The 26204-nt window shown below is 67.6% G+C and carries 24 protein-coding genes and 2 pseudogenes; 13 read left to right on the forward strand and 13 right to left on the reverse strand.

Features of this window, described 5'->3' with window-relative positions; translation table 11 throughout:
- Positions 1 to 248: pseudogene (locus DPV79_RS26395) on the forward strand (putrescine ABC transporter permease PotI); the annotation flags it as partial.
- Between the two features lie 370 nt (positions 249 to 618).
- On the forward strand, positions 619 to 1053 hold the full coding sequence (locus DPV79_RS26400; protein ID WP_021159945.1) for a GNAT family N-acetyltransferase: 435 nt from the start codon (positions 619 to 621) through the stop codon (positions 1051 to 1053).
- Between the two features lie 139 nt (positions 1054 to 1192).
- On the opposite strand, the gene DPV79_RS26405 is transcribed toward DPV79_RS26400, so the two are convergent.
- Together DPV79_RS26405 and DPV79_RS26410 are read right to left on the reverse strand one after the other, a co-directional pair.
- The gene (locus DPV79_RS26405) at positions 1193 to 2476 is read right to left on the reverse strand and encodes a cystathionine gamma-synthase family protein (protein ID WP_059654265.1); all 1284 of its coding nucleotides are present in this window, start codon (positions 2474 to 2476) and stop codon (positions 1193 to 1195) included.
- Between the two features lie 140 nt (positions 2477 to 2616).
- Entirely contained in the window at positions 2617 to 3513 is an 897-nt protein-coding gene (locus tag DPV79_RS26410) for a LysR family transcriptional regulator (RefSeq protein ID WP_021159947.1), read from the reverse strand.
- Positions 3514 to 3652: 139 nt separating this feature from the next.
- Between DPV79_RS26410 and tam the strand changes: the two genes are divergently transcribed.
- Entirely contained in the window at positions 3653 to 4438 is a 786-nt protein-coding gene (gene tam, locus DPV79_RS26415; protein WP_113046922.1) for a trans-aconitate 2-methyltransferase, read from the forward strand.
- Positions 4439 to 4467: 29 nt separating this feature from the next.
- Here the strand turns inward: tam and DPV79_RS26420 are convergent, their stop codons facing one another.
- Positions 4468 to 5058, reverse strand: coding sequence for a GNAT family N-acetyltransferase (locus DPV79_RS26420; protein ID WP_060221286.1), 591 nt, complete (start codon positions 5056 to 5058; stop codon positions 4468 to 4470).
- Positions 5059 to 5804: 746 nt separating this feature from the next.
- Between DPV79_RS26420 and DPV79_RS43880 the strand changes: the two are divergent.
- Positions 5805 to 5939 (forward strand): annotated as a pseudogene (locus DPV79_RS43880) (porin); the annotation flags it as partial.
- 73 nt (positions 5940 to 6012) lie between these two features.
- Here DPV79_RS43880 and DPV79_RS26435 read toward each other — a convergent pair.
- Entirely contained in the window at positions 6013 to 8463 is a 2451-nt protein-coding gene (locus DPV79_RS26435) for a phosphocholine-specific phospholipase C (RefSeq protein ID WP_113046851.1), read from the reverse strand.
- 78 nt (positions 8464 to 8541) lie between these two features.
- On the opposite strand from DPV79_RS26435, the gene DPV79_RS42790 reads away from it, so the two are divergent.
- On the forward strand, positions 8542 to 8736 hold the full coding sequence (locus DPV79_RS42790) for a hypothetical protein (protein WP_165843569.1): 195 nt from the start codon (positions 8542 to 8544) through the stop codon (positions 8734 to 8736).
- A 77-nt stretch (positions 8737 to 8813) separates the two neighbouring features.
- Here the strand turns inward: DPV79_RS42790 and DPV79_RS26445 are convergent, their stop codons facing one another.
- Positions 8814 to 9494 carry an HAD family hydrolase gene (locus DPV79_RS26445; protein WP_021159955.1) on the reverse strand — a complete coding sequence of 227 codons (681 nt, stop codon included), beginning with the start codon at positions 9492 to 9494 and terminating at the stop codon, positions 8814 to 8816.
- A gap of 23 nt (positions 9495 to 9517) precedes the next feature.
- Complete coding sequence (locus tag DPV79_RS26450; protein WP_059556041.1) at positions 9518 to 10462, reverse strand: choline ABC transporter substrate-binding protein; 945 nt, start codon at positions 10460 to 10462, stop codon at positions 9518 to 9520.
- Positions 10463 to 10730: 268 nt separating this feature from the next.
- On the opposite strand from DPV79_RS26450, the gene DPV79_RS26455 reads away from it, so the two are divergent.
- The 4 genes from DPV79_RS26455 (at position 10731) to DPV79_RS26470 (ending at position 13307) form a co-directional block, all read left to right on the forward strand.
- Complete coding sequence (locus DPV79_RS26455) at positions 10731 to 11411, forward strand: MgtC/SapB family protein (RefSeq protein WP_027789870.1); 681 nt, start codon at positions 10731 to 10733, stop codon at positions 11409 to 11411.
- Between the two features lie 43 nt (positions 11412 to 11454).
- Complete coding sequence (locus tag DPV79_RS26460) at positions 11455 to 12222, forward strand: DeoR/GlpR family DNA-binding transcription regulator (protein ID WP_027789869.1); 768 nt, start codon at positions 11455 to 11457, stop codon at positions 12220 to 12222.
- Positions 12223 to 12353: 131 nt separating this feature from the next.
- A complete protein-coding gene (locus DPV79_RS26465; RefSeq protein ID WP_113046853.1) occupies positions 12354 to 12863 on the forward strand; it encodes a molybdopterin-dependent oxidoreductase in 510 nt (169 codons plus the stop codon).
- Between the two features lie 120 nt (positions 12864 to 12983).
- Positions 12984 to 13307, forward strand: coding sequence for a winged helix-turn-helix domain-containing protein (locus DPV79_RS26470; RefSeq protein ID WP_021159959.1), 324 nt, complete (start codon positions 12984 to 12986; stop codon positions 13305 to 13307).
- 91 nt (positions 13308 to 13398) lie between these two features.
- On the opposite strand, the gene DPV79_RS26475 is transcribed toward DPV79_RS26470, so the two are convergent.
- The 4 genes from DPV79_RS26475 to motA all read right to left on the reverse strand — a co-directional run bounded on the left by DPV79_RS26475 (position 13399) and on the right by motA (position 17663).
- On the reverse strand, positions 13399 to 14745 hold the full coding sequence (locus DPV79_RS26475; RefSeq protein WP_113046854.1) for a DUF2325 domain-containing protein: 1347 nt from the start codon (positions 14743 to 14745) through the stop codon (positions 13399 to 13401).
- Positions 14746 to 14885: 140 nt separating this feature from the next.
- Entirely contained in the window at positions 14886 to 15437 is a 552-nt protein-coding gene (locus DPV79_RS26480; protein ID WP_113046855.1) for a hypothetical protein, read from the reverse strand.
- A 389-nt stretch (positions 15438 to 15826) separates the two neighbouring features.
- Positions 15827 to 16783, reverse strand: a complete 957-nt coding sequence (motB, locus tag DPV79_RS26485; RefSeq protein WP_021159962.1) for a flagellar motor protein MotB — start codon at positions 16781 to 16783, stop codon at positions 15827 to 15829.
- A 10-nt stretch (positions 16784 to 16793) separates the two neighbouring features.
- Positions 16794 to 17663, reverse strand: a complete 870-nt coding sequence (motA, locus tag DPV79_RS26490) for a flagellar motor stator protein MotA (RefSeq protein ID WP_113046856.1) — start codon at positions 17661 to 17663, stop codon at positions 16794 to 16796.
- 517 nt (positions 17664 to 18180) lie between these two features.
- Here motA and DPV79_RS26495 point away from each other — a divergent pair.
- A complete protein-coding gene (locus tag DPV79_RS26495; RefSeq protein WP_021159964.1) occupies positions 18181 to 19065 on the forward strand; it encodes a patatin-like phospholipase family protein in 885 nt (294 codons plus the stop codon).
- 141 nt (positions 19066 to 19206) lie between these two features.
- Here DPV79_RS26495 and DPV79_RS26500 read toward each other — a convergent pair whose 3' ends face one another.
- The 3 genes from DPV79_RS26500 to DPV79_RS26510 form a co-directional block, all read right to left on the reverse strand.
- Positions 19207 to 20688, reverse strand: coding sequence for an aldehyde dehydrogenase family protein (locus tag DPV79_RS26500; protein WP_113046923.1), 1482 nt, complete (start codon positions 20686 to 20688; stop codon positions 19207 to 19209).
- 28 nt (positions 20689 to 20716) lie between these two features.
- Positions 20717 to 21667 (reverse strand): agmatinase, encoded by a 951-nt coding sequence (gene speB, locus DPV79_RS26505; RefSeq protein ID WP_027789862.1) that lies wholly within the window; start codon positions 21665 to 21667, stop codon positions 20717 to 20719.
- 168 nt (positions 21668 to 21835) lie between these two features.
- Positions 21836 to 22735 (reverse strand): helix-turn-helix transcriptional regulator, encoded by a 900-nt coding sequence (locus DPV79_RS26510; protein WP_113046857.1) that lies wholly within the window; start codon positions 22733 to 22735, stop codon positions 21836 to 21838.
- A gap of 198 nt (positions 22736 to 22933) precedes the next feature.
- On the opposite strand from DPV79_RS26510, the gene DPV79_RS26515 reads away from it, so the two are divergent.
- From DPV79_RS26515 to DPV79_RS26525, 3 genes are all read left to right on the forward strand, one after another.
- Positions 22934 to 23278 (forward strand): cupin domain-containing protein, encoded by a 345-nt coding sequence (locus DPV79_RS26515; protein ID WP_027789860.1) that lies wholly within the window; start codon positions 22934 to 22936, stop codon positions 23276 to 23278.
- Between the two features lie 84 nt (positions 23279 to 23362).
- Positions 23363 to 24820: an NAD(P)/FAD-dependent oxidoreductase gene (locus tag DPV79_RS26520; protein ID WP_113046858.1), complete on the forward strand. Its 1458-nt coding sequence runs from the start codon at positions 23363 to 23365 to the stop codon at positions 24818 to 24820.
- Positions 24821 to 24907: 87 nt separating this feature from the next.
- Positions 24908 to 26098 (forward strand): MFS transporter, encoded by a 1191-nt coding sequence (locus tag DPV79_RS26525; protein WP_113046859.1) that lies wholly within the window; start codon positions 24908 to 24910, stop codon positions 26096 to 26098.
- The last annotated feature ends 106 nt before the right edge of the window (positions 26099 to 26204 follow it).

Consider the following 26204-nt stretch of genomic DNA (forward strand, 5'->3'; position numbering starts at 1 on the left):
GGCTGCTGTCGTTCACGCTGTCGATCGACGACCTGGTGCTGTCGGCGTTCCTGTCGGGGCCGGGGTCGACGACGCTGCCGCTGGTGGTGTTCTCGCGCGTGCGGCTGGGGCTGAACCCGGAGATGAATGCGCTGGCGACGCTGTTCATCACGGCCGTAACGATCGGCGTGATCGTCGTGAACCGGATGATGATCGCGCGCGAACGGCGCCGCGTGGCCGACATGAAGGCGGCGTTCGCGGTGGCGTGAGCGCGGGCATGATGGTGTGACGGCACGACGAAAGCGACGGCGGGCGCATGACGGGCCCGCCGTTCGCGTGGGTCGCTTGCTCGCGGGGAGGGAAGCGGGGCGATCGTGTGCGGTGTGCGCGCTCATGACCGAGCGGGTCGGTTACGGTGACTGTGGCGACGCCACGTGCAAGGCGGCGCAGCCGCCGCGATTCGCAACGGTGCCTTCGGCGCCGGGTTTCGGGTTCCCGAAGTGGCGGAACAATGCGTGGGAATGCCACATCGCACGCGATATCGCGCGGTCGCCACGCGGCGGCCGACGCGCTATAGTCGTGCGACGCCCGCCGACGGTGCGATACACCCGGCGGCCCATTCACTGACGCGCTCTGCCGATGACAGCCCTTCCCGACGTTACCCTGCGACTGACCGACACCGAACAGCCGGCGGTACACGATTTCATCAGCCGCAAGCTCGGCGAATTCAACCACGCGATGACGGGGCGCGCCGACGCGGCCACGCTCGACGTGTACGTGACCGATCCCGCGACGGGCGAGATCGTGGGCGGCCTGACGGGGCGCACGTCGCTCGGCCTCTTCTTCATCGATCTGTTCTACCTGCCCGAATCGCTGCGCGGCGGCGGGTTCGGCAGCCGGCTGCTGCGCGAGGCCGAAGCGGAAGCGAAACGACGCGGATGCGCGCGGGCGGTGCTCTACACGATCTCGTTCCAGGCGCCGGATTTCTACCGGAAGCAGGGTTACGAAGCATTCGGCGAAGTGCCGTGCGAACCGGAAGGCACGTCGCGTGTGTTCATGGTGAAGGTGCTTTGAAAACCGGCTCGGCCGGCGCGCGTCGTGCGGTCAGATTGTCGTGGCGATCACCTTTCGCGTGTAGCTGGCGTGAGTGGCCGGATCGGCGAACCGGCCTCTGAAATATCCGTCGCTTTTCGCGTCGGATACGAGCGTGTGATCAGCAACGCTCCAGCGCGTACGACAGGTCGGCGATCAGGTCGTCCGGATGTTCGAGCCCGACCGACACGCGAATCAACCCTTCCGACACACCGGCCGCTGCGCGCGCTTCGGCCGGCACGCCCGAATGCGTCGTCGATGCCGGATGGCAGATCAGCGACTCCGTGCCGCCGAGACTGACCGCGGACTTGAACAGCGTCAGGTGGTTGATGAACCTGAACGCCTGCTCGCGGCCGCCGTCGAGGATGAACGCGAACGTCGAGCCGGGCCCGCTGCACTGGCGTTGGTAGACGGCCTGGTAGGCCGGATCGTCGATGAGTTCGGGATGCAGCACGCGCACCGGCCGATGCGGATTGCCGGCGAGCCAGCGGGCGACGGCGCTGCCGCTGCGCGCGGCCTGCTGCATGCGCAGTACGAGCGTTTCCATCGAGCGCGTGATCATCCACGACGAATGCGGGTCGAGCTGCGAGCCGAGCGTGCTGCGGACCGAGCGGATCTTCGTGATCAGGCTGCGGGTGCCCGTCACGCCGCCGGCGACGAGGTCGCTATGCCCGCCGATGTATTTCGTCAGCGAGTACACGCTCAGGTCGATGCCTTGCCGCGACGGCTTCTGATACAGCGGCCCGAGCAGCGTGTTGTCGCAGACCGACAGCGGGCGATAGCCGTGCCGCGCCTCGAACGCATCGATCTCGCTGCGCAGCCCGTCGAGGTCGAACAGCGCGTTGGTCGGGTTGGCGGGCGTCTCGATGTAGCACATCCGCACGTTGCCCTTTTGCGCGGCCGCTTCGAGCGCGGCGCGGATCGCGCTGGTGGACAGCCCGTCGGCGATCACTTCGGAGCGGATGCCCCACTCGGGCAGGAACTTCGAGATCAGCGTTTCGGTGCCGCCGTACAACGGCACGGACTGGACGACGCAGTCGCCCGGCCGCAGGAACGTCAGCAGGATCGCGGCGATTGCCGACATGCCGCTCGACGTCACGACGGCGGCTTCGGAATCGTCGAGCAGCGCGAGGCGATCCTCGACGATCTCCAGGTTCGGGTGATTGAAACGGCTGTAGACGAGGCCCGCGCCTTCGCCTTCGGGCGAAGGCTTGCGCCCGGCCACGACGTCGAAGAATTCGGCGCCGTCCTCGGCCGTGCGGAACGCGAACGTCGACGTGAGGAACACGGGCGGCTTCACCGATCCTTCCGACAGGAACGGATCGTAGCCGTACGACATCATCTGGGTTTCGGGATGGAGTTCCCGGTCTGCAATCTTGCGCTTGTGGTAGTTGCGATAGGCCATGCGGTGCTCCGTGCAGGGGTGGTGAGGAACGGCCGTTGCAGCGGCGGCATGACGCGTGCGGCGCCGGGTAGGCACCGTTCGTCGCGACCGCGTGACGCGATACTACCCGAAGGCTTGGCCTTCGTGACGCGCGACTGTCACTATCGAGAGGGTGTCGCCTGTTCGACGATCATGTCGTACAGCGCACGGGCGGCCGGCGACAGTTGCGCGCTCCGGCGCGTGACGAGCACGAGCGTGCGCGACACCGCCGGCTCGACGAGTTCGATCGTGCGGATCATCGGGTACGCGTTCTTCTGGATCGCGAGCTTCGGCACCACCGCCGCGCCGAGCCCCTCCGCGACGAGCCCGAGCGCCGTCGAGCTGCGCTGTACTTCGTAGAACGAATGCAGCGACACGCCGCTCGTCTTCAGCGCGCCGTCGAGCAGCCCGCGATTGCCGCTCACTTCGCCGGCGAAGATCAGCGGATGCGGTTGCAGGGCGGCCCAGCGGATGCGCCGCCGCTTCGCGAGCGGATGATCGTCGCGGCACACGAGTACATACGGGTCGCTCGTCAGCGGGACGTTGACCAGTTCGGGATGCTGGTCGCCGGCGATGCCGATGCCGAACTCGGCCTCGCGATGCAGCACGGCCTGCAGCACCGACGCCGACGCGTGATCGAGGATCTTCACGCGATCGTGCGGGCGGTGCGCGGAGAATGCGCGCAGGATGCGGGGCAGGTATTGCACGCCGACCGTCGGCACGCACGCGATCGTGACGTCGCCGCGCTGGCTCAGGCCGGTTTCGCGAATTTCGGTGAGCGCGTCGGACAGCTCGTTCAGCAGCCGGCGCGCTTGCGGCAGGAAGCGCCGGCCGATTTCGGTGAGGGTGGTGCGGCGCGTGGTGCGCTCGACGAGCGCGACGCCGAGAAAGGTTTCGAGCTTGCGCAGCCGCTGCGTGATGGCCGTCTGCGTGACGTGCAGCGTATCGGCCGCCTGCCGGAAGCTGCCGCCGTCGGCGATCGCGACGAAAGCCTGGACACCGAGCGTATCGATCTTCATCAGAATTTTGAATCAATCACGATATTAAATTCATTTTACTGAACTTCACGACGACCGCAGAATGCTTCGCATCGACGGCCCCCGCACCGCGCACGCGGGCAGCGGCACGGCCGTCCACGCCGACCAGGAGGAGAACGACATGACGACCCCACTCGATCGATACGCGGCCCAGTACGTGCAATTCGAGGACGAACGCACGCGGCCGATCCGCGATCTGCTCGCCGCTGTGCCGAACACGCCGATCCGTACCGCGATCGACATCGGCTGCGGGCCCGGCAATTCGACGGAGGCGCTGATCGCGCGTGCGCCGGACGCAACGGTCCACGGAATCGATGCGTCGGCGGACATGATCGACGCCGCGCGCAAGCGCCTGCCGGACCTGCGTTTCGACGTCGTGGATATTTCCACTTGGGACGATCCCGGCGGCTACGACCTGATTCTCGCGAATGCGGTGCTGCAATGGGTGCCCGCGCACGACACGCTGTTTCCGGCGCTCGTCGGCCGGCTCGCGCCGGGTGGCCATCTGGCGGTGCAGATGCCCGACAACCTCGACGAACCCGCGCATCGGCTGATGCGCGAGGTCGCCGCGGCCGGGCCGTGGGCGGACAAGCTGAAAGGCGCGGCGCGCACCGAGCGGTTCGATGCACTTCATTACCACACGCTGCTGTCGCCGCTGTGCTCGCGCGTGGACGTGTGGCGCACGACCTACTACCACCCGCTGCGCGGCGGTGCCGATGCGGTCGTCGAGTGGTTCAAGGGGAGCGCGCTGCGGCCGTTCCTCGCGGCGCTCGACGACGGCGAGCGCGCGGCGTTTCTCGCGCGGTATCGCGACGCGATCGCGGGCCCGGGCGGCTATCAGGCGCTTGCCGACGGCACCGTGCTGCTGCCGTTCCCGCGTCTGTTCATCGTGGCGACGCGGGCATGATCCGGATGTGATGCGCGTTCGGCGGTGCGTCAGCGCGCCGGCCGCATCGATTCCGGGTCGACCGTGCGGATCCGTGCGGTCTGCCCGTCGCGCAGGTCCTTGTACCAGAACAGTGCGACTTCACCGTCGTTCTCGTCGTCCGCGTACAGCAGGCGATCGTGGCCGCCCAGCACGAAGCCCGAGCGGGCATAGGTGCTGCACGCGGCGACGTTGTTTGACTGCGTTTCCAGCCGCATGAAGCCGAATCCGTGGCTGCGCGCCCAGGATTCTGCGGCCGCGAGCAGCAACTGTCCGATGCCTTGCCGTCGGCTGCGGCGGTCGACGGCCAGCTCCGCGATCTCGGCCATCCCGTTCCAGCTCTGGCTGATCGCCACGAACCCGGCGAGCCGGCCGCCGGCCGTCGCGCGAAAGAGTGCCGTTTTGCCGGTCGCCTCGTCCGCCCAGCCGGCCGGATCGAAGCCGTAGTGCTTGCGGCGCGCCGGCAGCGCGCGCAGATCGAGCAAGTCCTGATACGGCGCGTTCAATTCCCACGCGATGTCGAACGAGAAGTCGCATCGATCCAGTTCGTCGGCGGGAATCGCGTTCGTCTGTTCGATGCTGATGTGTTCGGCTCGGTCCATGTGTCGGTGTCCTGTCTTCTGCGGGATGGCGTGGTGTCGTCGGTGATGCGATCGCCGGCATCATGAGGTGCGCCGCATCGAGTGTGCGCGTGCTGCGGATTTTTGCGCCCGCACAATTCGCCGCGCGCGAGACCGGCACAGACTGGCTCCTCCCGTGACGGCAAAACGCGGGCAAACCGTGAACCGGATGGCGACGCAAACGTGTGCGGGATGCGCGCGCCAGCCAGCGCGCACTTTCAACCGCCTGATTATGCTGGATTTCGGGATGAGGCCATCGCCGGCATCGACGCGATGCGGGCCGTCGTGCGTCGCGACTTCGATCCGGGTGACCGCCGGCCGCCTGCGGAGGAAAGACGACAGGATTCCGAATAGTTGTTTACCGTTTCGTGACGACTCGATATATTCCGGAAAATATATCGAAGGGCGTGGCGTCGTCAGGCGCTACGTCGTCCACCCGCTCCACGAAAGCCGGAAGAGATGCTGACCTGCATCGCCGGAGCAACGCGTCGTCGCGGCATGCGCAATCGGTGCGCACGCTCGCCGGCGCTGCAACACAGGCGGCCGCTCGCGGCATGCCACATCAGCAGGCCCATACCGGTACCGAAGCGAAGCATCGTGCGTGCGCATGAGGCGTATGTGCGCGCGGCGATCCGGTGGCTCGCGTTCGTCAATCAGTCGGTGATTCGTCAACACGCCGCGCGTCACGCTGCGACGCAGACGCGCGTCGACCACAACAGGAAGTGAACATGAACAAGACCATCGCGGCCGCAGCCGCACTCGGGATGTTCGGTGCCGCCGCGCACGCGCAAAGCAGCGTCACGCTCTACGGGCTGATCGATGCACCCGTCGCGCGGGCAGGGCGAAGGGAAACGCATTCGGGTGCAACGCGGCACGTCGCGCCCGAATGCGTGCCGGCCCCACGCAGGCGGCCGGCACGGCACGGCCAGGCCGCCGTCAGATGTTGATCGTGACGGGCCCCGCGAGCGGCGTGTAGCCGTCGTCGAACAGATACCACGCGTCGTACTGCCCCGACGCCAGCGTGCTGTTGGCCGTGGACGAGAACAGCAGCGAGCCGGTGCTTTTCGGCAGGTATGCCCACGACTTGTAGCTGCCCTTGGTCGGCTGCGCGCCATGCGCGAAGATGCCCACCCAGTTCTTCGGGCTGTGGCTCCACGGCGGCGCGACGTAGTCGAACCGCAGCGTGCCGAACGTCGAGCCCTGCGACGCGAGCGACGCAACGAACTTCTTGCCGGTATTGCCGATCGCCGAATCCGTGAGCAGGGTGCCGGATTGCGCCTGCACGCAGCCGGCTACGCGGCGCAGGAAGTTCGGATCGTTCGCGTCGCGGATGCTGGCGTCGTACCAGCCGCCGTCGCCGTACCACGTGACGGCTTGCGTCGCGCCGGCGGCAACGGTGACCGACTGCCGCGTGTTCATGCCGTACGCGTTGTCGGTGAGCTGGAACGTCGTCGCGACCGAGCCGGCGGCGTTGTCGAGCGTGATCTGTACGTTGCCGTTGGCCACGTCGTAGCACAGGCTGACTTCGGCGGTCGATCCCGTGTTGCCGGACGAGCCGATGCTGCCGCGGAACGTCTGCAAGAAGCCGTTCGGGCCGTAGACGGAATAGTCGTAGCTGCCGCCGGCATTCAGCGCGAGCGAATCCGACAGGGTCGCGCACTGGCCCGCGCCGGCCGCGATCGTGTAATGCCGGGGGATCGTGCTCGTGCCGTCGACCCACGCCTGCAGGTGGACGCCGGCGGTGCCGGTGTTGGTCATCGTCAGCGACAGCGCGTTGCCGGCGCGGTTGACCTTGCCTTGCACGAAGAACTCGTAGGGCAGGCGGCAGGCGGTGCTGCGGCCGGCCGTCTGCGCCGGCACCGCGGTGGTGGTCGGATAGGGGATCGGGACGGTCGAGCCGTTCGGGTTCATGTTGCTTGCCGGCGGCTGGATCGCGGGAACCGTCTGGTCGGCGTTCGAGAAATCGAAGGCCGATGTCAGGTCGCCGCAGACCGTGCGTCGCCACGGCGTGATGTTGGTCTCCTGTAGCCCGAAGCGCGCTTCCAGAAAGCGGATCACCGATGTGTGATCGAAGACCTGCGAATTGACCTTGCCGCCCTTCGACCACGGCGAGATCACGAACATCGGCACGCGCGGGCCGAGCCCGATCGGCACGTCGCCGCTCGCCGAGCCGTCCGATGCGGCGCCGCTGCCGGAGACGAATTCGGCGGCCGTCGAGACCGTGGAGCGGCCGGTGCCGGCAGCGGAACTGGCCGGGACGGCCGGCGGCATGTGATCGAACAGCCCGTCGTTCTCGTCGTACATGACGAGCAGCACCGTGCTGGCCCACACCGTCGGATTCGACGTCAGCGCATCGAGGACGCTGCTGACGTACCATTCGCCGCCGCTCGCGGCCCACGACGGGTGCTCGCAGTATGCGTAGGGCGCGGCGATCCACGATACCTGCGGCAGCGTGCCGTTGGCGACGTCGGCCCGCAGCTGGCTGAAGAGGTTCGTGTCGTATTCCTTGCCGCCGCCTGACGGGTCGATCTGCGTGCCGTTGAGCGCCGGCGCGAGCGGATCGCCTGCACCGAGGTTCTGGTATTGCCTGAAGTTCAGGATGACGTTGTCGCCGTAATTGCCGTTCCACCAGAGATCGCTTTTGGCGCCGTTGTATTCGCCGTAGCCATGCGCGGCATCCAGGCCGTTGCCCTTGTCCTGGTAGAACTTCCACGTCACGCCGGCCGTGTTCAGGCGCTCCGGCATCGTGGTCCAGCCGGTACCCGTCATCGTGTTCGTCGTGTACGGCGAGTAACCGGCGACGTTGCCGCAGCACCCGGTCCACAGATACAGGCGGTTCGGGTCCGTCGGGCCGAGCATCGAGCAGTGGTACGCGTCGCACACCGTGAACGCGCTCGCCAGCGCGTAGTAGAACGGGATGTCCTTCTGCGTGAAGTAGTACATCGTGCCGCTGGTCTTCGCGTCGGCCCAGTTGTCGTAGCGGCCGTTGTTCCAGGCGCTGTGCGTGCCGTTCCAGCTGTGGTCCAGGTCGCCGTAGTAGGTGTCGCCGTTCGCCGTGCCGGAGGGAGGGGACGGGTTGAACGGAAACACGTAGGACATCAGCCAGGGCTGGCGCCACACCGGATATCCGCTCGAGATCACGACCGGCCGAGGATCGCCGAAGCCGCGTGCGCCGCCCAGCGTGCCGAGGTAGTGGTCGAACGAACGGTTTTCCTGCATCAGGATCACGACGTGCTTCACGTCCTGGATCGTGCCGGTGACGGTGGCTGCCGGAATGGCCTGGGCGCGCGCGATGCTTTCGGGCAGCATGCCCGTGATCGCGGTCGCGCCGGCGAGCTTCAACGCATCGGCGAGGAACTGACGTCGTGTCGTGGGTTTGTTTTGCATGATCGCTCTCTGTCGTGGATGGCCGGCCCCGGGGCCAGCGTCGGTCAGTGGCACGTGCTCGCGCAGTGCAGGACGGGCGTGGATGCCGAACCCGTTGCGGCCGCGCGCGCGGCCGCCACGTTGGCCGCGGTGCCCGAGTCGCCATCGCCGCAAGCGGCCAGCGTGCACAGCAGCGCGATCATGAAAACGCCGCGCCAGTGCGGAAAGCGGCTTTCCGAACGGCGCGACCTGACGACAGGCTTTCTATTCGACTCGAATCGGATTCCTGAATGATCGAGGCCGGTGCTGCGTGTTCCGTATTTCATTACCCCTCCCGACATGAAAATGGACAGCAGAGAATATCGCCCGAATCAGAACAACTTCATGACAGGCCACCCGCGCGTGCCTGCCACCTGCAAAAGCCTCGAATCGGGATTGGTGGCGACCGGATGCGTGACGTAATCCAGCAGCGGCACGTCGTTGATCGAGTCGCTGTAGAAGTAGGTGCGCTCGAAATCCGACGGCGCGTAGCCGAGCGATTCCAGCCACGCGGTCGTGCGCACGATCTTTCCTTCGCGGAAGCTCGGCACGCCGGTGCTGCGGCCGGTAAACGCGCCGTCCGGCGTGCCGTCGTCGGTATCGAGTTCGATGCCGAGCAGATGCTCGATGCCGAATTCGGCCGCGATCGGCCGCGTGACGAAGACGTTGGTCGCCGTCACGATGCAGCAGAGATCGCCGTTTTCGCGATGCCGCCCGACCAGCTCTCGCGCCTGCGGCGTGATCGCCGGACGGATCACTTCGTCCATGAACCGCGCATGCCAGCGCTCGAGCACCTTGCGCGGATAGCGGGTGAGCGGCGCGAGCGTCACGGCGAGATACGCGTTCATGTCGAGCGTGCCGGCCGCGTAATGACCGTAGTGCTCGTCGATCAGCGCGGCGTGCGCGTCGTCCTCGCGCCAGCCGACCCGCGAGATGAAGCGGGCCCAGGCCTGGTCGCTGTCGAGCGGCAGCAGCGTGTGGTCGAGGTCGAACAGCGCGAGATTCTTGTACATGCCGGGTTCCTTGTCTTGCGGGCTTACGCGCCGATCCGCTTCTCGATCGCATCCTTCGCATTCTTTCCGTCGATGGTCGTCACGCCGTCGAGCCACTTCGACAGCACGCCGGGATGCTTCTTCGCCCATTCCCTGGCCACCGCGACCGGGTCCGCGTGATTCATGATCGGCACCATCAGCTGGTTCTCTTCGTCGGTCGTGAACTTCAGGTTGGTCAGCAGCCGGCCGACGTTCGGGCAACGTTCAAGATAGCCCGGCGTGACGAGCGTGTAGACCTTCGCCGACCCGTAGTTCGGGCCGAACACGGTGTCGCCGCCGTCGAGATAGGTGATCCGGTAGTCGATGTTCATCGGATGCGGCTCCCAGGCCAGGAACACGATCATCCGGTGCTCCTGCACGGCGCGCGTCACCTGCACGAGCATGCCGGCCTCGCTCGATTCGACCAGCTTGAAGCCGCCGAGCCCGAACTCGTTCTTGTCGATCATTCGCTGGATCAGCGCGTTGCCGTTGTTGCCGGCGCCGATCCCGTAGATCTTGCCGTCGAGCTGGTCGCGGAACCTGGCGATATCGGCGAAGCGCTTGAGCCCCTGGTCGGATGCGTATTGCGGCACGGCGAGCGTATAGCGCGCGCCGACCAGGTTGGGCTCCGGCAACTGGTGGACGGCGCCGGCGTCCACGAACGGCTTCACCGTCGGCGTCATGCTCGGATCCCAGTAGCCGAGGAACGCGTCGATCTGCGCCTTCTTCACGCCGGCCAGCACGATCGGCGGCGACGCGATCGTCTTGGTCGCCTCGTAGCCGAGCCCGTCGAGCAGCATCATCGCGACGCCGGTGGTGGCCGCGATGTCGCTCCAGCCGACGTCGCCGAGCGTCACCTTTTTACAGACGTCGCCTTCCGATGCGTGAGCGGGGGCCGTCGCCAGCGCCGCCAGCAGGGTTGCGGCCAGCATCCATGCCTTCTTCATCATGTTGGTCTCCTAAGCAAGTGTTCCGGATCGTGTTGCCTGAATGGTCTGACGATTGATCGTGCCGATCGGATGAAACAAACGAACTTGGGTCTGGCTTTGCAGTTTTTCGTACCGTATATTAGAACGCACAAAATCGCAAGATTGCACAAAAATACAACTCGCCGGGTGCCGGGTGCGGCAACGGGCGGGGCAGGCAGGAAGAACCGGACGGCGGCCCCATGCGGGCCGCGCTTCATCGGATGGACCAGGCAAAGCAAGGAGATCTCGAATGATCAGTCAGCTGGAAATCGTGTCCCGCCTGTTGCTGGCGGCATTGCTGGGCAGCCTCGTCGGCATCGAGCGCGAGCGCCTGTCGTGGGCGGCCGGATTGCGCACCCACATGCTGGTGGCGGTGGGCGCCGCGCTCGTGATGGTCGTGTCGGCGTTCGGCTTCGCGGACGTCCAGAACGCGAAAAACGTGTCGCTGGACCCGTCGCGCGTCGCCGCGCAGGTGGTGTCGGGCATCGGCTTCCTCGGCGCCGGTTCGATCATGCTGCGCGGCGAGATCATCCGCGGCCTGACGACCGCGGCGAGCCTGTGGGTCGTGGCGGCGGTCGGGCTGGCCGTGGGCGGCGGGATGTATGTGGCCGCAATTGCCGCGACGGCGATCGTGCTCGCGATCCTGGCCGGCCTGAAGCCGATCGAGAAACGCTTGTTCGCGACGCGGCAGCGCTGGGGCGTGCGTATCCTCGCGAGCCGCGGCGCCGTGAAGCTGACGTCGCTGCAGGCGATGCCCGGCATCGACCAGGCGCGCATCGTCCGGTTCATCATCGAACAGGACGATGCCGCGCCGGACGACGACCGCATCCACGTGGTGTTTTCGAAGATGACGAGCAGCGAGTGCCAGGCGGTGCGTCAATCCCTGCAGACCCTCGTCGGCATCAAAAAACTGGAGGAGAGCGCTGCGTAGTTCGCCGTTCGAATAACATTGACGTTCATTCCGAGGACATTCCATGTGGCAAGAAGAGCGATACCAGAGAATCCGGCTTCTGTTATCGAAGATGCAGCGGGTTTCCACCGACCGGATCATGGCCGACCTGAACGTGTCGCGGGAAACCGTGCGTCGCGATCTCGTCGATCTCGAAGCGCTCGGTGAACTGAAGCGCGTGCACGGCGGTGCGGTGCAGGTGGGCGACGAAGCGCCGATCGCCGAACGCGCGCAGACCCACGTGAAGGCGAAGCTGGCGATCGCGCGTGCGGCGGCCAGGCTGGTCACGGGCTCGCAGACGCTGTTCATCGACGCGGGCACGACCACGACGCTGCTGGCCGAGGAACTGGCGAAGCTGTCGGGCCTCACGATCGTCACGAACTCGATCGACGTCGCGCTGAAGATGCGGTCGAGCGACCCGGGGCAGGCGAGGAACGAGACGATCCTGCTCGGCGGGATGATCGGCACCCGCGCGGCCGCGACCGTCGGCGACGGCACGGTCGCCGAGATCTTCCGCTATCGCGCCGATCTCGCGCTGCTGTCGCCGGTCGGCGTCGATGCCGTCCGCGGCGCGACCAACTACGACCGGATGGAAACCGAAGTGGCGCGCGCGATGGTGAGCAACGCGGCGGACGTCGCGATCCTGGCTGATTTCAGCAAGCTCGGCACGAACAGCCGGATCAGCTTCTGCGAGCCGGCGCGGATCGGCGCACTGGTGACGGATGCAAAGGCGGAATCGGTCGACAGTTTCAAGAGCCTGAAGAAGGTCATCAAGAACATCGTGCTGTCGTAGTGCTGGGCTCGATCGGCCGCCGTTATGCCGCTCATGCGGCGCGCATTCCGCCGGCCGGTTTTTTCCCGGCGTAATATATCCGCCGATACGACGCAGGCCCGCCCACCGGCAGGCCGTCATGGAGGCGGGCGATGGAGAGGGCAGGGACGGCGGCGCTTTCGGCGCAACAGGTGCAACAGGCACAACAGGCGGCGGCAGGCTCGATCGCGCTGACGGGCGCATTCGCGCGGTCGATGACGGTGACGCTCGGCGATCTGCGCCGGCACGCGAGCGCGACGGCCGAGCCGTTCGACCTGCGCTGCTTCACGACGAATCGCTTCATCCGCTCGGTCGCACCGTATCGCGGCGCACGGCTGAAGGACCTGCTCGACGCGGCCGGGCTGCGCAACGACACGCCGGGCGACTTCAAGCGCATGGTGTTCATCGCGCATGCGCACGACGGCTACGCGGTCACGTTTTCCTGGCATGAACTGTTCAACACGCCGGTCGGCGAACACGTGATCGTCGCGTTCGAATGCGGCGACGCGCCGCTGTCGATCGACGACGGCGCGCCGCTGCTGTTCTCGGGTGCCGACCTCCTGCCCGCGCCGCGCCACGTGAAGCGGCTGGCCGGCATCGTCGCCCGCGTGCTCGAGGTCTGAACCGGCGCGCGGGCGGCCGGCATGCGCCGCATCGGCCATCGTGTATGCTTGCCCGCATCGTTCAAAGGGCGGCACAACATGAAGACACCGGCACACTCCAAGCCTGAAGTGCGATTCAGGATGCGTATCCAGCAGGCCGACACGATCGCGCTCGGCCCGGGCAAGGTCGCGCTGCTCGAAGCCGTGCACGAACACGGTTCGATTTCGGCGGCGGCGCGCAGCCTGAAGATGTCGTACCGGCGCGCGTGGCTGCTGATGGACGAGCTGAACCGCTCGCTGAAATCGCCGGCGACGGTGTCCGAGCATGGCGGGCAGAGCGGCGGCGGCAGCGTGCTCACGCCGGTCGGCGAGGAGATCATCCGCCTCTATCGCGGGATCGAGGCGCGTGCCTACGCGGCGTGTGCCGATGAAATCGCCGCGCTCACGAAAATGGTGCGGCGCTGATGCGCGCGCTTGCCCGGGGCGTGTTGATGCCGACGACGCGCTTGCACTGACCCGCTGAAGGGCAGAAGGAGCGCGTCGAAGCGAATCAGGCCTAGCCGTGCCGCAGGCAGAAGCGCGGCGTGCCGCCCGCGGCGGCATCCGGCGCCATGACGTCGCGCGCCTGTGCATCGAGCCGCCCGATCAGTTCGACGAAGCTGGCGACGCTGGCCGTCCGCAGCGGGTAGTACGCGACGTGGTGGCGTTCGCAGATGCGCTTGAGCAGGTTCATCGAATCGTGGTCGATGCAGTCGACCGGAAACACGACTATGTGCGCGCCCGGTAGCGCGGCGGCCAGCAGGCCCTTGCGATCCTCGATACCGCCGTCATGCAGCGTCACGTCACCGCCCGCCGTTTCGACGATCCGCCTGATCGCACGGTTCGAGCCCGGGCGCCCGCCGACGTAGACCAGACGTGTGCCCCGCAGGATCGACAGCGGATCGGCCGCGTGTTCGGCGGGATCGTCCGCCGACGCTTGCACCGCCTGTTCGATCGCACTCGCTTCGGCGCGCAGCGTCTTCACCATCGCCATCAGGTCGTCGAGCCGCGCGCGCATCGCGCGTGCGCTCGCCTGTTCCGCGGCGATCCGCTGCTCGGCCGCCTCGCGGCGGCTCGCGTGCAGCGCGAGTCGTTCATCGCGCGCGGCCAGTGCTTCGCGCAGTTCGTGGACTTCGTCGCGCAATGCGCTTTCAGCCGCCGGCGGCTGTGCATTCCGGCGCGCAACGACGGCATCCCGCTCCTGCAGCGCCGCGTCGCGCTGCGCGCTCATTTCTTGCAGGCGCGCCTGCTGCCGGTCGATCTTCGCGTGCAGCGCCGCATTCTCCTCCTCCAGCGCGACCAGCCGCCGGATATCGGCGCGATTGGCCGCGCCGACCAGGTGCGACAGCATGTGCAGGTCGCCGAACGCGGCCTGGCGCACGGCCATCGTCGTGCGCGGATGCGTCATCAGCGCCCAGTAGGCGGGCGGGATGTCGCCGCTCTTCAGCGCTTCCTTCCAGCGCGCAAGAAGGTCATCCGCGTCCTGTGCACTGTCGAATGCGCGGATCGCGCCGGCGTAACGCTCGTCGAGCGCCTTGTGCAATGCCTTGGCGCCGGCCGTGCCGTCGATCGCGAGCTCGACGGCGGCGTGATGGATGTCGAGGTCGGTCGCGTGCTGGCGATCGAGGTCGGTGTATTTCGGCACGAGCCTGCGCAGCTCGTGCGTGGTCAGGCAGGTGCCGATGATCGAGCAGTGCAGGTTCGCGTCGAGCTCGGACAGGCGCGTGCGGCGCTTCAGCTCGGTCAGTTGCGCGCGCGACGGCGCGCAGCATGCGTCGACCCGCGTGCCGGTTGCCGCAGGCAGATTACCGCCGGGCGACGAGAGATCCGCCGTGCGGGCAAGGCGAAAGGGCGGAGCGTGCATGTTGACCTCTGTCCGGCATGGTCGGGCCGGAGACGGATGCGCGAAAGATTCGCGAAATATACCACGGAATATAACGAACGAAATTCGGGGGAAATCACCGGGTAATGCGGCGTGGTGCGGCGTGGTGCGGCGTGGTGCGGTCAGCAGAGCGCGGTCGGGCGGTCGGTGAGCGGCAGGGCGGCGGAGGGCGATGCCGGGGCGGACGGTGAAACAGGACGCGATGCCGGCGCGTGCCGCTCCATCACGTACTCGACGCACAGCCCGACGAACAGCACGTCGACGCGCTCCAGCGCGGCGACCGCGTCGCGCATCGCGGCCGGGTCGTTGCTGAACGAGTCGGAGAACACATCGTCGCGTGTGCGTTCGAGGCGGCGCGCGTGGCCGATCGCCCGTTCGAGTTCGGGCAGGCGCGTGAAGCGGGCGGTGCGTGCGTCGTCTTCGAGCGTGGACAGCAGTTCACGAAAGCCCATCGCGGACAGCGCATCGTCCTGCGCGTTTTCAGCGTGCGCAGCCGAGAACATCCGGATGAAGCGCACGACGCTGCCGCGCAGGCGCCGGAACGCGTCGACGACATCCGTGACCTGCTGCGCACGCGCGTCGCTCGACAGCGGCCTGAGCGCGCTGATCTTGTGCGCGAGCGGCTGTTCCCGTGCGGGGCGCTGCGGGGCGCGATCCGTCGGCGTGCGGGGCATGGTGAATCTCCGGAAGTGCTGGTTGCGATATATTCTACGGAACATATCGAGTGCGCGAAAAAACGGCACCATGCACGAGACATGGTGCCGTCAGCGGCCCTGGTAACGGCCCTCGTAACAGCCCTCGTAACAGCCCTCGTAACAGCCCTCGCAACGGCCCTCGCAACGGCCCTCGCAACGGCCCTCGCAACGGCCCTCGCAACCGCCCAAACAACCGCCCAAACAACCGCCCAAACAACCGCCCAAACAACCGCCCGAGTCACTCGATGTCGCGCCCGCCCGTTCCGAACGCGACCGTGAAGCCGAGAACCACGCTGTCGCACAAGGGCTGCACGCAGCCCCCGGCCCCATCGCGCACATCCGCCCCGCGTTCGTGAATACGCCCGCGCCTAATGCTGCCGCGTGAGCGCCGCCGGCAGCACGGCGGCCCGGGTGCCGGCCGATTCGTCCACCGTCGTCCTGCCGCCGTCCCGAAAGAACGCCTGCTCGGCGGCGTTGTTCATCACGAGGATGCTGATGCGGCGATTGGTCGGCTCGTCCGCGACGTTGCGGTCGAGCGGCAGGACATCCGCGAGCCCGCGCACCTGGAGCAGCTTTTCTTCCCGCAATCCGCCCGCGACCAGCGCACGCCGCGCGGCGTTCGCGCGATCGCTGGAGAGCTCCCAGTTCGAATAACCCGTGGGGCCGTCGCGATACGGCGTCGAATCGGTATGGCCGGCAATCGACACGCGATTGTCGACATCGTCGAGTGCCGTACCGATCTGGGTGAGGATCGCGGTGGCATACCCTTCGGGATGCGAACTGCCCGACGCGAACATCGGGCGCTTGAGCGAATCGACGATCTCGATGCGCAAGCCCTCGTGAGTGATCGCGATCCGGATCTGGTCCTGGTACGCGCGCAACGACGGGCTCTGTGCAATCGCCGCGGTCAGCTTCGCCTTCAGGCGCTCGAGCTTCTGCGTATCGACGATGTCGGCCGGTGCCGCGGGCGAACTGGCCGGCACCGGTTGCGCTTTCGCGTCGATGGCCGGCGCCGGGTCCGACAGGTCGCGGCCGCCGCCCTGCACGACGCTCGGGCGCGGCGCCTGTGCGTCTTTCCCGCCGGACAGGAGCGTCGACAGCGGCGTGTTGAAGTAATCCTCGATCCCCTGCTTGTCGTACTTGGACACCGAGCCGAGCAGCCACATCAGCAGGAAGAACGCCATCATCGCCGTGACGAAATCGGCGTAGGCGATTTTCCAGGCGCCGCCGTGGTGGGCGTCGTGGTCCTCGCCTTTCTTGCGGCGCACGACGACGAGCGGTGCCGAGGCGGACTGTTTCGACGGGTTGGAGCGATTGTCGGCCATGGCGCCTCCGTTATGCGGGCCTGGGCGACTTCGTCGCGCGGACGGCCTCGTCGAGCTCCTTGAAGCTCGGGCGATCGGCTGTGAACAGCACCTTGCGGCCGAACTCCACCGCCACCGCCGGCGCGTAGCCGCTCATCGACGCGAGCAGCACGGCCTTCACGCACTGGAACGGCTTGGCCGCGGCGCGGCCCTTCGCATTGAGCAGGTCCGCGAGCGGGCCGACGAAGCCGTATGCGAGCAGGATGCCGAGGAACGTGCCGACGAGCGCGCCGGCGATCATCTTGCCGAGCACGGCGGGCGGCGCGCCGACCGAGCCCATCGTATGCACGACACCCATCACCGCCGCGACGATGCCGAACGCCGGCAGGCCGTCTGCCATCTTCTGGATCGCATTCGCCGCGACGGACGCCTCCGCATGGTGCGTATGCAGTTCTTCGTCCATCAGGTCCTGCATCTCCAGCGCATTAACGTTGCCGCCCGACATCATCCGCAGATAGTCGACGATGAAGTCGAGCAGGTGATGGTCTTCGAGCACGTGCGAATACTTCTGGAACAGCGGGCTTTGTTCGGGCGCGTCGACGTCGGCCTCGAGCGCCATCATGCCGTCCTTGCGCGCCTTCTGCAGCAGCTCGTACAGCAGCGCGATCAGTTCGACGTACTGCTGTTTCGTATAGCCGCCGCCCTTGAAACAGGTCGGCAGGCTCTTGATCGTTTTCTTCAGCGTCGCGACCGGATTGCTGACGACGAACGCACCCAGCGCGGCGCCGAAAATGCACAGCAGTTCGAACGGTTGCGGCAAGGCCGGCAAGTGGCCGCCCACGCCGACAAAACTGCCGATCACCGATCCGATCACGACGATCCACCCGATGGCTACAAACATGATTACCTCTTGCGCGGCTCGCGCGGCTGCATCTGTTGTCGAAAAGCGGGCGGGACGTCCGGCCATCCCGCTCCATGCCCGCGACGGCGCCGGATCGTTGCGTGTCGAATGCGATTCCGGCGGCCGTCCCGATGTATCGCGGCGCGATGCCGGTCGGCGGGTGTTGATGCAATAACGGCGGTCGCCGGGGCGACTGAACCCGTGATTCCACGTAGCGCGCACGATTCACGCGTGGCACACGTTTGCGAGCGGCGGTATGCGCGATTTGCTTGATCGAAGTCAAAAATTGCGCGCCTTCGCGTGAATTTCCGTCTGGATGCGGCCCGGAACACGGCGGCGAACGACACACCCATCGCCACGGGAGGCTCCGCGCGGAATGCCGGGGAACGCGGCGCGCGGCGCGTTCCCCGGCCGGCGCGGGTTCGCGCGCCGGCAGGGTTTTCATCAGGACATCCGGGGCGCCGCACGATCCATCATGGAGAAAGCACCGTCGCAGCCAACCGCAGGAGGGCGCACCGTGACGTCCGATCCCACTTCCTCGACCGCCTTCGTGTTCGCCGGCGGCGGCAGTCTCGGCGCGATCGAGGTCGGCATGCTTCGCGAGCTGGTCGCGAGCGGCGAACGGCCCGATTGCGTCGTCGGCGCGTCGGCGGGCGCGATCAACGCCGCCTATTTCGCCGGCCGGCCGGACGAGGACGGCGTCGCGATGCTCGCCGCGCTGTGGTGCCGGATCCGCCGCCAGGACATCATGCCGTTCTCGATGCGCAGCCTCGTCGCGATGCTGCTGCGCAACCGGCCGCATCTGGTCGAGGCCGATGCGCTGCGCCTGCTGCTGGAAAGGAACCTGCCGTACCGGCGGATCGAGCAGGCCGCGTTGCCGCTCCATATCGTCGCGACCGACGTGCTGAACGGCCGGGAAGTCGTGCTGTCCGCCGGCCCGGTCGTGGATGCCGTGCAGGCCAGCGCGGCGATTCCCGGCGTGTTTCCGTCGGTCAGCATCGGCGGCGTGGAACTCGTCGACGGCGGCGTCGCGAACAATACGCCGATCTCCGTTGCGATCGCGCTCGGCGTCAAGCGGATCGTCGTGCTGCCGGCCGGGTTCGCCTGCGCGTTGCGTGTACCGCCGCGCAGCGCGATCGCGCATGCGACGCACGCGCTGACGCTCGTGATCGCACGGCAACTGGTGCGCGATCTGGAGTTGTACGGGGCACGCGCGCAAATCCACGTCGTGCCGCCGCTCTGTCCGCTCGACGTGTCGTCATACGATTACTCGCAGTGCGCGCAACTGATCGACAAGGCCGCGGAACGCACGCGTGCGTGGATCGACGCGGGCGGGCTCGCGCAGTGCGAGATTCCCGGCCAGCTTCGCGAGCACGACCATGCCGCCGTGCTGTCGCACTGAGGGTTGCTCGCGCGCCGTGAAATCCCGTGATCGGCGCACGCCGAACACCCCGGCGCTCTCCCCGGAAATCCGCGAAGAACCAAAAAAAGCGGCACCGTGCACGAGACACGGTGCCGCCAACGGCCTGAACGGCCGCACTGGTCAGTCGATCGAGCGCATCGCGTGGCGCAGTTCCTGATAGCTGCGCAGCCCCGCGACGCCGAGTTCGCGGCCGATTCCGCTGAGCCCGAACCCGCCCCAGCACACGTGCGGATAGATCAGCTGCGGCGCGTTGATCCACACGAGCCCCGCGCGCACGCGCTGCTGGAACTGCTTCGCAATACCGGCATCGCGCGTCACGACGGTCGCGACGAGCCCGTAGCGCGTGTCGTTCGCGAGCGCAATCGCTTCGTCGTCGGTGCGGAACGATTTCACGCACGCGACGGGGCCGAACACTTCGTCGGTCCACAGCGGGTTGTCGGCGGCGGGCTCGGCGATCACGACGGGCGCCATGAAGAAGCCCGCACCGCCGGCATCCGTCACCCGGCCGCTGAAGGCGACGCGTGCGCCCGCATCGATGCCGTGCTGGAGCATCGTTTCGACGCGCGTGCGCTGCGCGGCCGAGATCAGCGGCCCCATCGCGACCTGTTCCGCGGCGGGCGGCGCGACGACGAGCGCACGCACGGCCGTCTCGAACGCGGCCATGAAGCTGCGGTACACGCTGTCGTGCACGAGGATGCGCGCGGTGGCCGAGCACATCTGGCCCGCGTTCGTGAACGCGCCCGCAACCGCGAGCGACACCGCGACGTCGAGATCGGCGTCGTCGCGCACGATCAGCGACGACTTGCCGCCGAGTTCGAGCGTCACGCGCTTCATGTCGACGGCCGCGGCCTGCATGACCTTGCGGCCGGCCGCCGTGCTGCCGGTAAACGAAATCTTGTCGATCAGCGGATGCGCGGTCAGCGCCGCGCCGACCTCGGCGCCGCCGTTCACGACGTTGACGACGCCGGCCGGCAGCCCCGCCTGCTCGACGATCTCGAGCAGCGCGTGCTCGGTCGGCGACGTGAGTTCGGACGGCTTCAGCACGACCGCGCAGCCGGCCGCGAGCGCGGGCGCGAGCTTCCACGCGGTCGTGACCATCGGGAAGTTCCACGGCATGACGAGCGCCGCGACACCGACCGCGTCGTAAAAGCGTTCGGCCGTGACGGCGTCGCTCGGCAGCGCGACCGGTTCGGCCGCGAACAGCGCCGGGTCTTCGCACAGCTTCGCGTAGTACGCGAACGTGGCGGCAACGTCGCCGACATCGGCCTCGGCCTCGAACGGCGGCTTGCCGCTCACCTGCATCTGCAGCGCCGCGAGGCGGTCGCGCGATGCCTCGACGCGCTCGGCGATCGTCGCGAGCATCCGGCCGCGTTCGGCCGGCGGCGTGTCGCGCCAGCCGGCGAATGCGTCGCGCGCGGCACGCACCGCGGCGTCGACGTGCGCGGCCGTCGCGAATTCCTGCCAGCCGATCGCGTCGCCGGTCGACGCGTTGAAGACCGGTGCGCCGGCCTGGTCGGAATGCGTGTGCACGGACTGCCCGGCGATGCGCGCGGCGGGCAGCACGAACGTCGCGGCGGAAGGGGAAAGCTCGGCGGTAGACATGAGGTTCATCCTGTCGAGTTCGGTCGGGTTAGCGGTAGGCGACGCCCGGCATCACGCAGAGCATCTCGAACGCGAGGTTCGCGCCGGTGAGCGCGGTGGTGCCGGTCGGATCGTACGGCGGCGCGACTTCGACGAGATCCGCGCCGACGATGTTCAGGCCTTTCATCCCGCGGATGATTTCCAGGCCCTGCTGCACGGTGAGGCCGCCGATTTCCGGCGTGCCGGTGCCGGGCGCGAACGACGGGTCGAGGCCGTCGATGTCGAAGCTGAGATACACCGGCGTGTCGCCGACGCGTTCGCGCACCTGCGCCATCAGCGGCGCGAGCGACTGGTTCCAGCATTCCTCCGCCTGCACGACGGTGAAGCCCTGCTGGCGGCACCAGTCGAAATCGTCCGCGTGGTAGCCGGTGCCGCGCAGGCCGATCTGCGTGACCTTGTCGCATTGCAGCAGCCCGTCCTCCACCGCGCGGCGGAACGGCGTGCCGTGCGCGATCTTCTCGCCGAACATCGTGTCGTTCACGTCCGCGTGCGCGTCGACGTGGACGACGGCGACCTTGCCGTACTTCTTGTGCAGCGCGCGCAGGATCGGCCACGCGATCGTGTGATCGCCGCCGAGCGTGATCGGCCGGCAGCCGTTCGCGACGATCTCGTCGTATGCCTCTTCGATGCGGCGCACCGAGTCCTTCAGGTCGTACGGGTTGGTCGCGACGTCGCCGATGTCGGCCACCTGCAGCGAATCGAACGGTGCGGCGCGGGTGGCCATGTTGTACGGGCGCAGCAGCACGGATTCGGTGCGGATCTGACGCGGGCCGAAGCGCGAGCCCGAGCGGTTCGACGTGCCGAGGTCGAGCGGCACGCCGACGAAGCACACGTCGAGGCCGTCGGTCGTCTCGGCTTGCGGCAGGCGCATCATCGTGGCGATGCCGCCGAAGCGCGGCATCTCGTTGCCGCCCATCGGTTGATTGAGTTCGCGGGGCATGGGGCCGTCTCCTTTATCTGAGGTCAAGCGATCGGCCGATGGTAGAGGAGAACGCCCGCGCGAAGATTTTGAAGTCGCAACGTTTACATCGACGGGGCTCGATGCAAGTGGCGCCGCCGCATCGACGCGGCGCAACCGAACGCGGCCGCGCGGCCAGGTCAGAACGGATCAGGACGGATCAGGCCGGCGCGAGAGGGCCGGCGGCGCGGCGCCGTCGTGCGGGCCGGACGAAGGGAACGCGGTGGTCGCCGAACCCCACGCGGCGAGTTCGCGCTTCGTGCGCACGCCGAGCTTCGCGAACGCGCGTTTCACGTATGACTCGGCCGACGCGACGCGCACGCCGAGGATCTCCGCCGTTTCCGGCACGGTCTTGCCGGAAAGCAGGTGCTTGCAGGTTTCGTATTCGCGCTTCGACAGCTTCACGCCGTCGGCCGCGATGCGCGCGTCGAACTGCGCGAGCGGGTGGACTTCGGGTGTCGGGTGCGCAATGCGCCGCGCGGCCGTGGTCGACGCGTGCAGTTCGAGCAGCGGGAACAGCACGTCGCTGATGCTGCGAAAGCGGTTCATCTCGGCGAGCGTGAACGGCGGCTGGTCGCGGCCGCGCTCCAGCGCGATCGAATGCTGCGAATAACGCGTGCCGCGTGCGAGCACGCATTCGTGGCCGATCTGCACGTCGTCGAACAGCCGCTGGCGGAATTCGCCGGGCGGGATCGCCGCGATGTCGCGCACGACGAGCATCGTGCCCGTCTTGCCGCGCAGCCCCGCGAACAGCGGGTCGCTGTCGAGAAAACGCTCGTAGTAGAGCGTCATCACGTCGGAGACGTCGGCGCTCGCCGCGCCGATGCCGCTGCTGCCGATCCATTCGCATCGGTAGCCGGTGGGCATCGAGCCGTCGACGCGCGAGCGTTCGACGTGCGCGACGTCGAGCGGCACCACTTCGTTGAGCAGTTGCGTGAGGCGCGGCACGAAATGCGGCGTGCCGACCGTCTCGATCAGCTCGCCCAGCGCCTTGAACGACACGTTGAAGCGGTCGTTGTCGCGGTGGAAGGGGTTCACGTTGAGCAGCATGCGGTTCCCCGGTGAAAAGCCGGCGGATTGTAGCGTCGGCCACGCAAAACGTCATTAGGGGGAAATCCCGGCGGGTGTCCCGGCGACCTGCCCGGCCCCGGAAAACACCGCTTGTCCCCCCCGGAGGGGGGCATACCGGGGCAGTGTAAATGAGTAACTTTGTCTCTGCTTTTTTCAATCAAGAGACGAAAGACTCAGATGACCAAACTGATCAAGGACATCCTGCCGCTCGGCGCAGGCATCGGCGAATTCACGAAGCTCGACTTCGGGATGGACGAAAGCGACTGGCGCGCGGCGGAAGGCAAGAGCGGCAACTACCTCATCGGCTGGTGGGAAGGCAAGGTCGGCTCGGTGGAGTTTCCGGAAACCGCGGCCGACGAAGCGGTGTGGCTCGTCGAGGGCCGGATCGCGCTGACCGACGTCGAAGGCAACCGCAAGGAATTCACGCCGGGCCAGGGCTACCTGCTGCCGGCCGGCTTCGCGGGTCGCTGGGAGACGATCGAGGACGCGAAGAAGTTCTACGTGCTGCTCGAGAAGTCGTGATGGTCGAAGCCGCCGCCGTGGTGTCGTCGTCCGTGTGACGCGCGCCCGGCGGCGGTTTCGTTTCCGCGTGTGATGGCAGGGATCATGGAAATGGAAGTCAAGGCAAGAGAGACTGCACCGGCGCAGGCGCACGCATTGCGTGGCGCGCCGGTCGCATTGGGCGTCGAGGCGGCGCTCGAAAATACGAAGCTGTTCCCGTACTGGCTCGACAACCCGGCCGCGCCGGCCACCGAGCCGGAACTCGTCGGCGACGTGACGGCCGACCTGCTGATCGTCGGCGGCGGCTTCACCGGGCTGTGGTCGGCCGTGCAGGCGAAGGAACAGATGCCGCACCTGAACGTGGTGCTGATCGAGGCCGGCAAGGTCGCGCACGGCGCATCGGGCCGCGCGGGCGGGATCATCTCGACGTCGGTGATGCACGGGCTGCCGAATGCGGTGCGCGTGTTCCCGAACGACATCGCGCAGCTCGAGGCGTTCGGCCATCACAACCTCGACGGCTTCGAGGAAACGCTGAAGCGCTACGACATCGACGCCGACATCGAATGGAACGGCGAGATGACGGTCGCGGTCGATCCCGGGCACATCGCGCACCTGAAGGGCGATTACGACCTGCATCGCGAGTACGGCCACAACGTCGTGCTGCTGAACCGCGACGAAACGCTCGAACAACTGAATTCACCGCTGTTCGCGGGCGCGCTGTGGTCGCGTAACCGCAGCGGCATCGTGCATCCGGCGAAGCTCGCGTGGGGGCTGAAGCGCGCGGCGCTGTCGCTCGGCGTGAAGCTGTACGAGCACACGCCGCTCGTGACCGTGACCGACGAAGGCAGCACCGTGTTCGTGAAGACGCCGAAGGGCAGCGTGCGCGCGCCGCGCGTCGTGTTCGGCAGCGGCACCGCGAAGGTCGGGATTCCCGACATCAACCGCCGCGTGATGCAGGTGCGCGACCACGTGCTCGCCACCGAGCCGCTCACCGACGAACAGCTCGCGCGGATCGGCTGGAAGAATCGCCAGGGCGTGTACGACACGCGCACGCAGCTCAACTATTTCCGGCTGACGAAGCACAACAACATCATCTTCGGCGGCCTGGTGAGCTATCACTTCGACGGCGATCCGGAACCGCATCAGGACGGCCAGCGCGAGACGTATTACCGGCTCGCGGAAGCGTTCTACCGCACCTTCCCGCAATTGAGCGACGTGCGCTTCTCGCATGCGTGGGGCGGCCCGATCGACTATTGCTCGCGCGGCTCGGTGTTCGCGAAGCGCTATCTCGGCGACAAGGCCGTGTTCGTCGCCGGCTATACGGGTTTCGGCGTCGCGGCGAGCCGGTTCGGCGCGTTCATGGGGCTGAACATCCTGTTCGATCGCGACAGCCCCGAGCGCAAGCTCGACATCGCGAACCAGAGCCCGAGCTACATCCCGCCCGAGCCGATGCGCTGGGTCGCCGCGAAGATCACGTTCCATGCGTTCGATGGCGCCGATGCGGAAGGCGGCTGGAAGCGCGCGTGGATCAGCGGCATCAAGGCGATGGGCTTCCCGATGTAAGCGACACGGCGGCCCGGGCCGGGCCGCCGCCATAACCCGCTCCCCCGAGGAGACGGTCCGCGCCGCGGACACGGAGAGAGACACCGAATGAACGTAGTGAACCTGCAGGACGAAGCGCGACAGGAAAGCGCGTCGTTCGTCGTCGTGATGCTGCTGCTCGGCATCCTCGGGCCGACGGTCTTCCTCGGCCTGCCCGCGATCGTCGGGCAGGTCGAACGCCATTGGGGCTTCGGCGAAGCGGCGCTCGGGCTGTCGAGCTTCATCGAGGTGCTCGGCGAATCGACGGGCACGCTGCTCGTCGCGTTCGTGCTAGGCCGCCAGCCGGTGCGGTGGGTGCTCGCCGGTGCGGTGACGCTCGCGGCCGGCGCGAACCTCGGCACGCTCGCGACGCACGGGCTCTTTGCCTATTCCGCGTTGCAGTTCATCGCGGGCGTCGGCTCGGGCGGGCTGAACGGCATCGCGCTGCGCTACCTGTCGTACTCGCGCGCGCCGGAACGCAATCTCGGGATCATGCTGATGGGGCAGGTGACGTGGAGCATGGTGCTGCTGGCCTACATCTTCCCGATGCTGAGCGACGCATGGGGCGCGCACGGCGTGTTCGGTTTCGTCGCATGCGTGCTCGGCGTATTCGTGCTCGCGACGCCGCTGTTTCGCCGGGGCGAGACGCTGGCCGCCCCGGCACCGGCCGGCGTCGCCGGCCGCATCGACCGCCGGGGCGCGATGCTCGTGCTGTGCGCGCAACTCGCGCTGTACGGCGGTGTCGGCGTCGTGTGGACCTTCCTCGAGAAGATCGGCACCGCGGCGGGCCTGAGCGGCAGGTCGGTGTCGCTCGTGCTCGGCGTCGCGAACGTCGCGAGCCTCGTGATCTGCGCGGCGATGCCGAAGCTCGGCGCGGGCGCGGGCCTGCGCCGCTGGGCGCTCGTCAACCTCGGCGGCTGCGCGGTCGCGGCCGTGCTGCTCGCGATGCCGGCATCGGCCATGACGTTCACGCTCGGCGCGGTCGTGTTCATCGGCTGCTGGACCGGCGGCGCGCTGCTGATCTACGCGACGATTCCGCAGTACGACCTGGTCGGCAAGTCGGCCGCGCTGTCGCCGGGCTGCGTCGCGCTCGGCTACGGCGTCGGCTCGGTCGCGGGCGGCTCGCTGATCGAGCGCGCAGGCACGCAGTCGGCGCTGATCGCGGCGATCGTGCTGTGCGCGGTGGCGTTCCTGTGCTACCGGCGGCTGCGGCCGGCCGTGTTCGGCATGGAACGCGCGCTCGCGGTGGTACCTGAATGACGGTTTCGACGCGCGCCGCTGCCGATGGCGGCGCGCGTCCGGTCCGGTTCATCGGCGAAGGCGGCGGGCGTGGCGCGCGATGCGCGTCGTGCCGGCCGGGCAACGC

The sequence above is a fragment of the Burkholderia reimsis genome, assembly GCF_003294055.1.
Lineage (GTDB): Bacteria > Pseudomonadota > Gammaproteobacteria > Burkholderiales > Burkholderiaceae > Burkholderia > Burkholderia cepacia.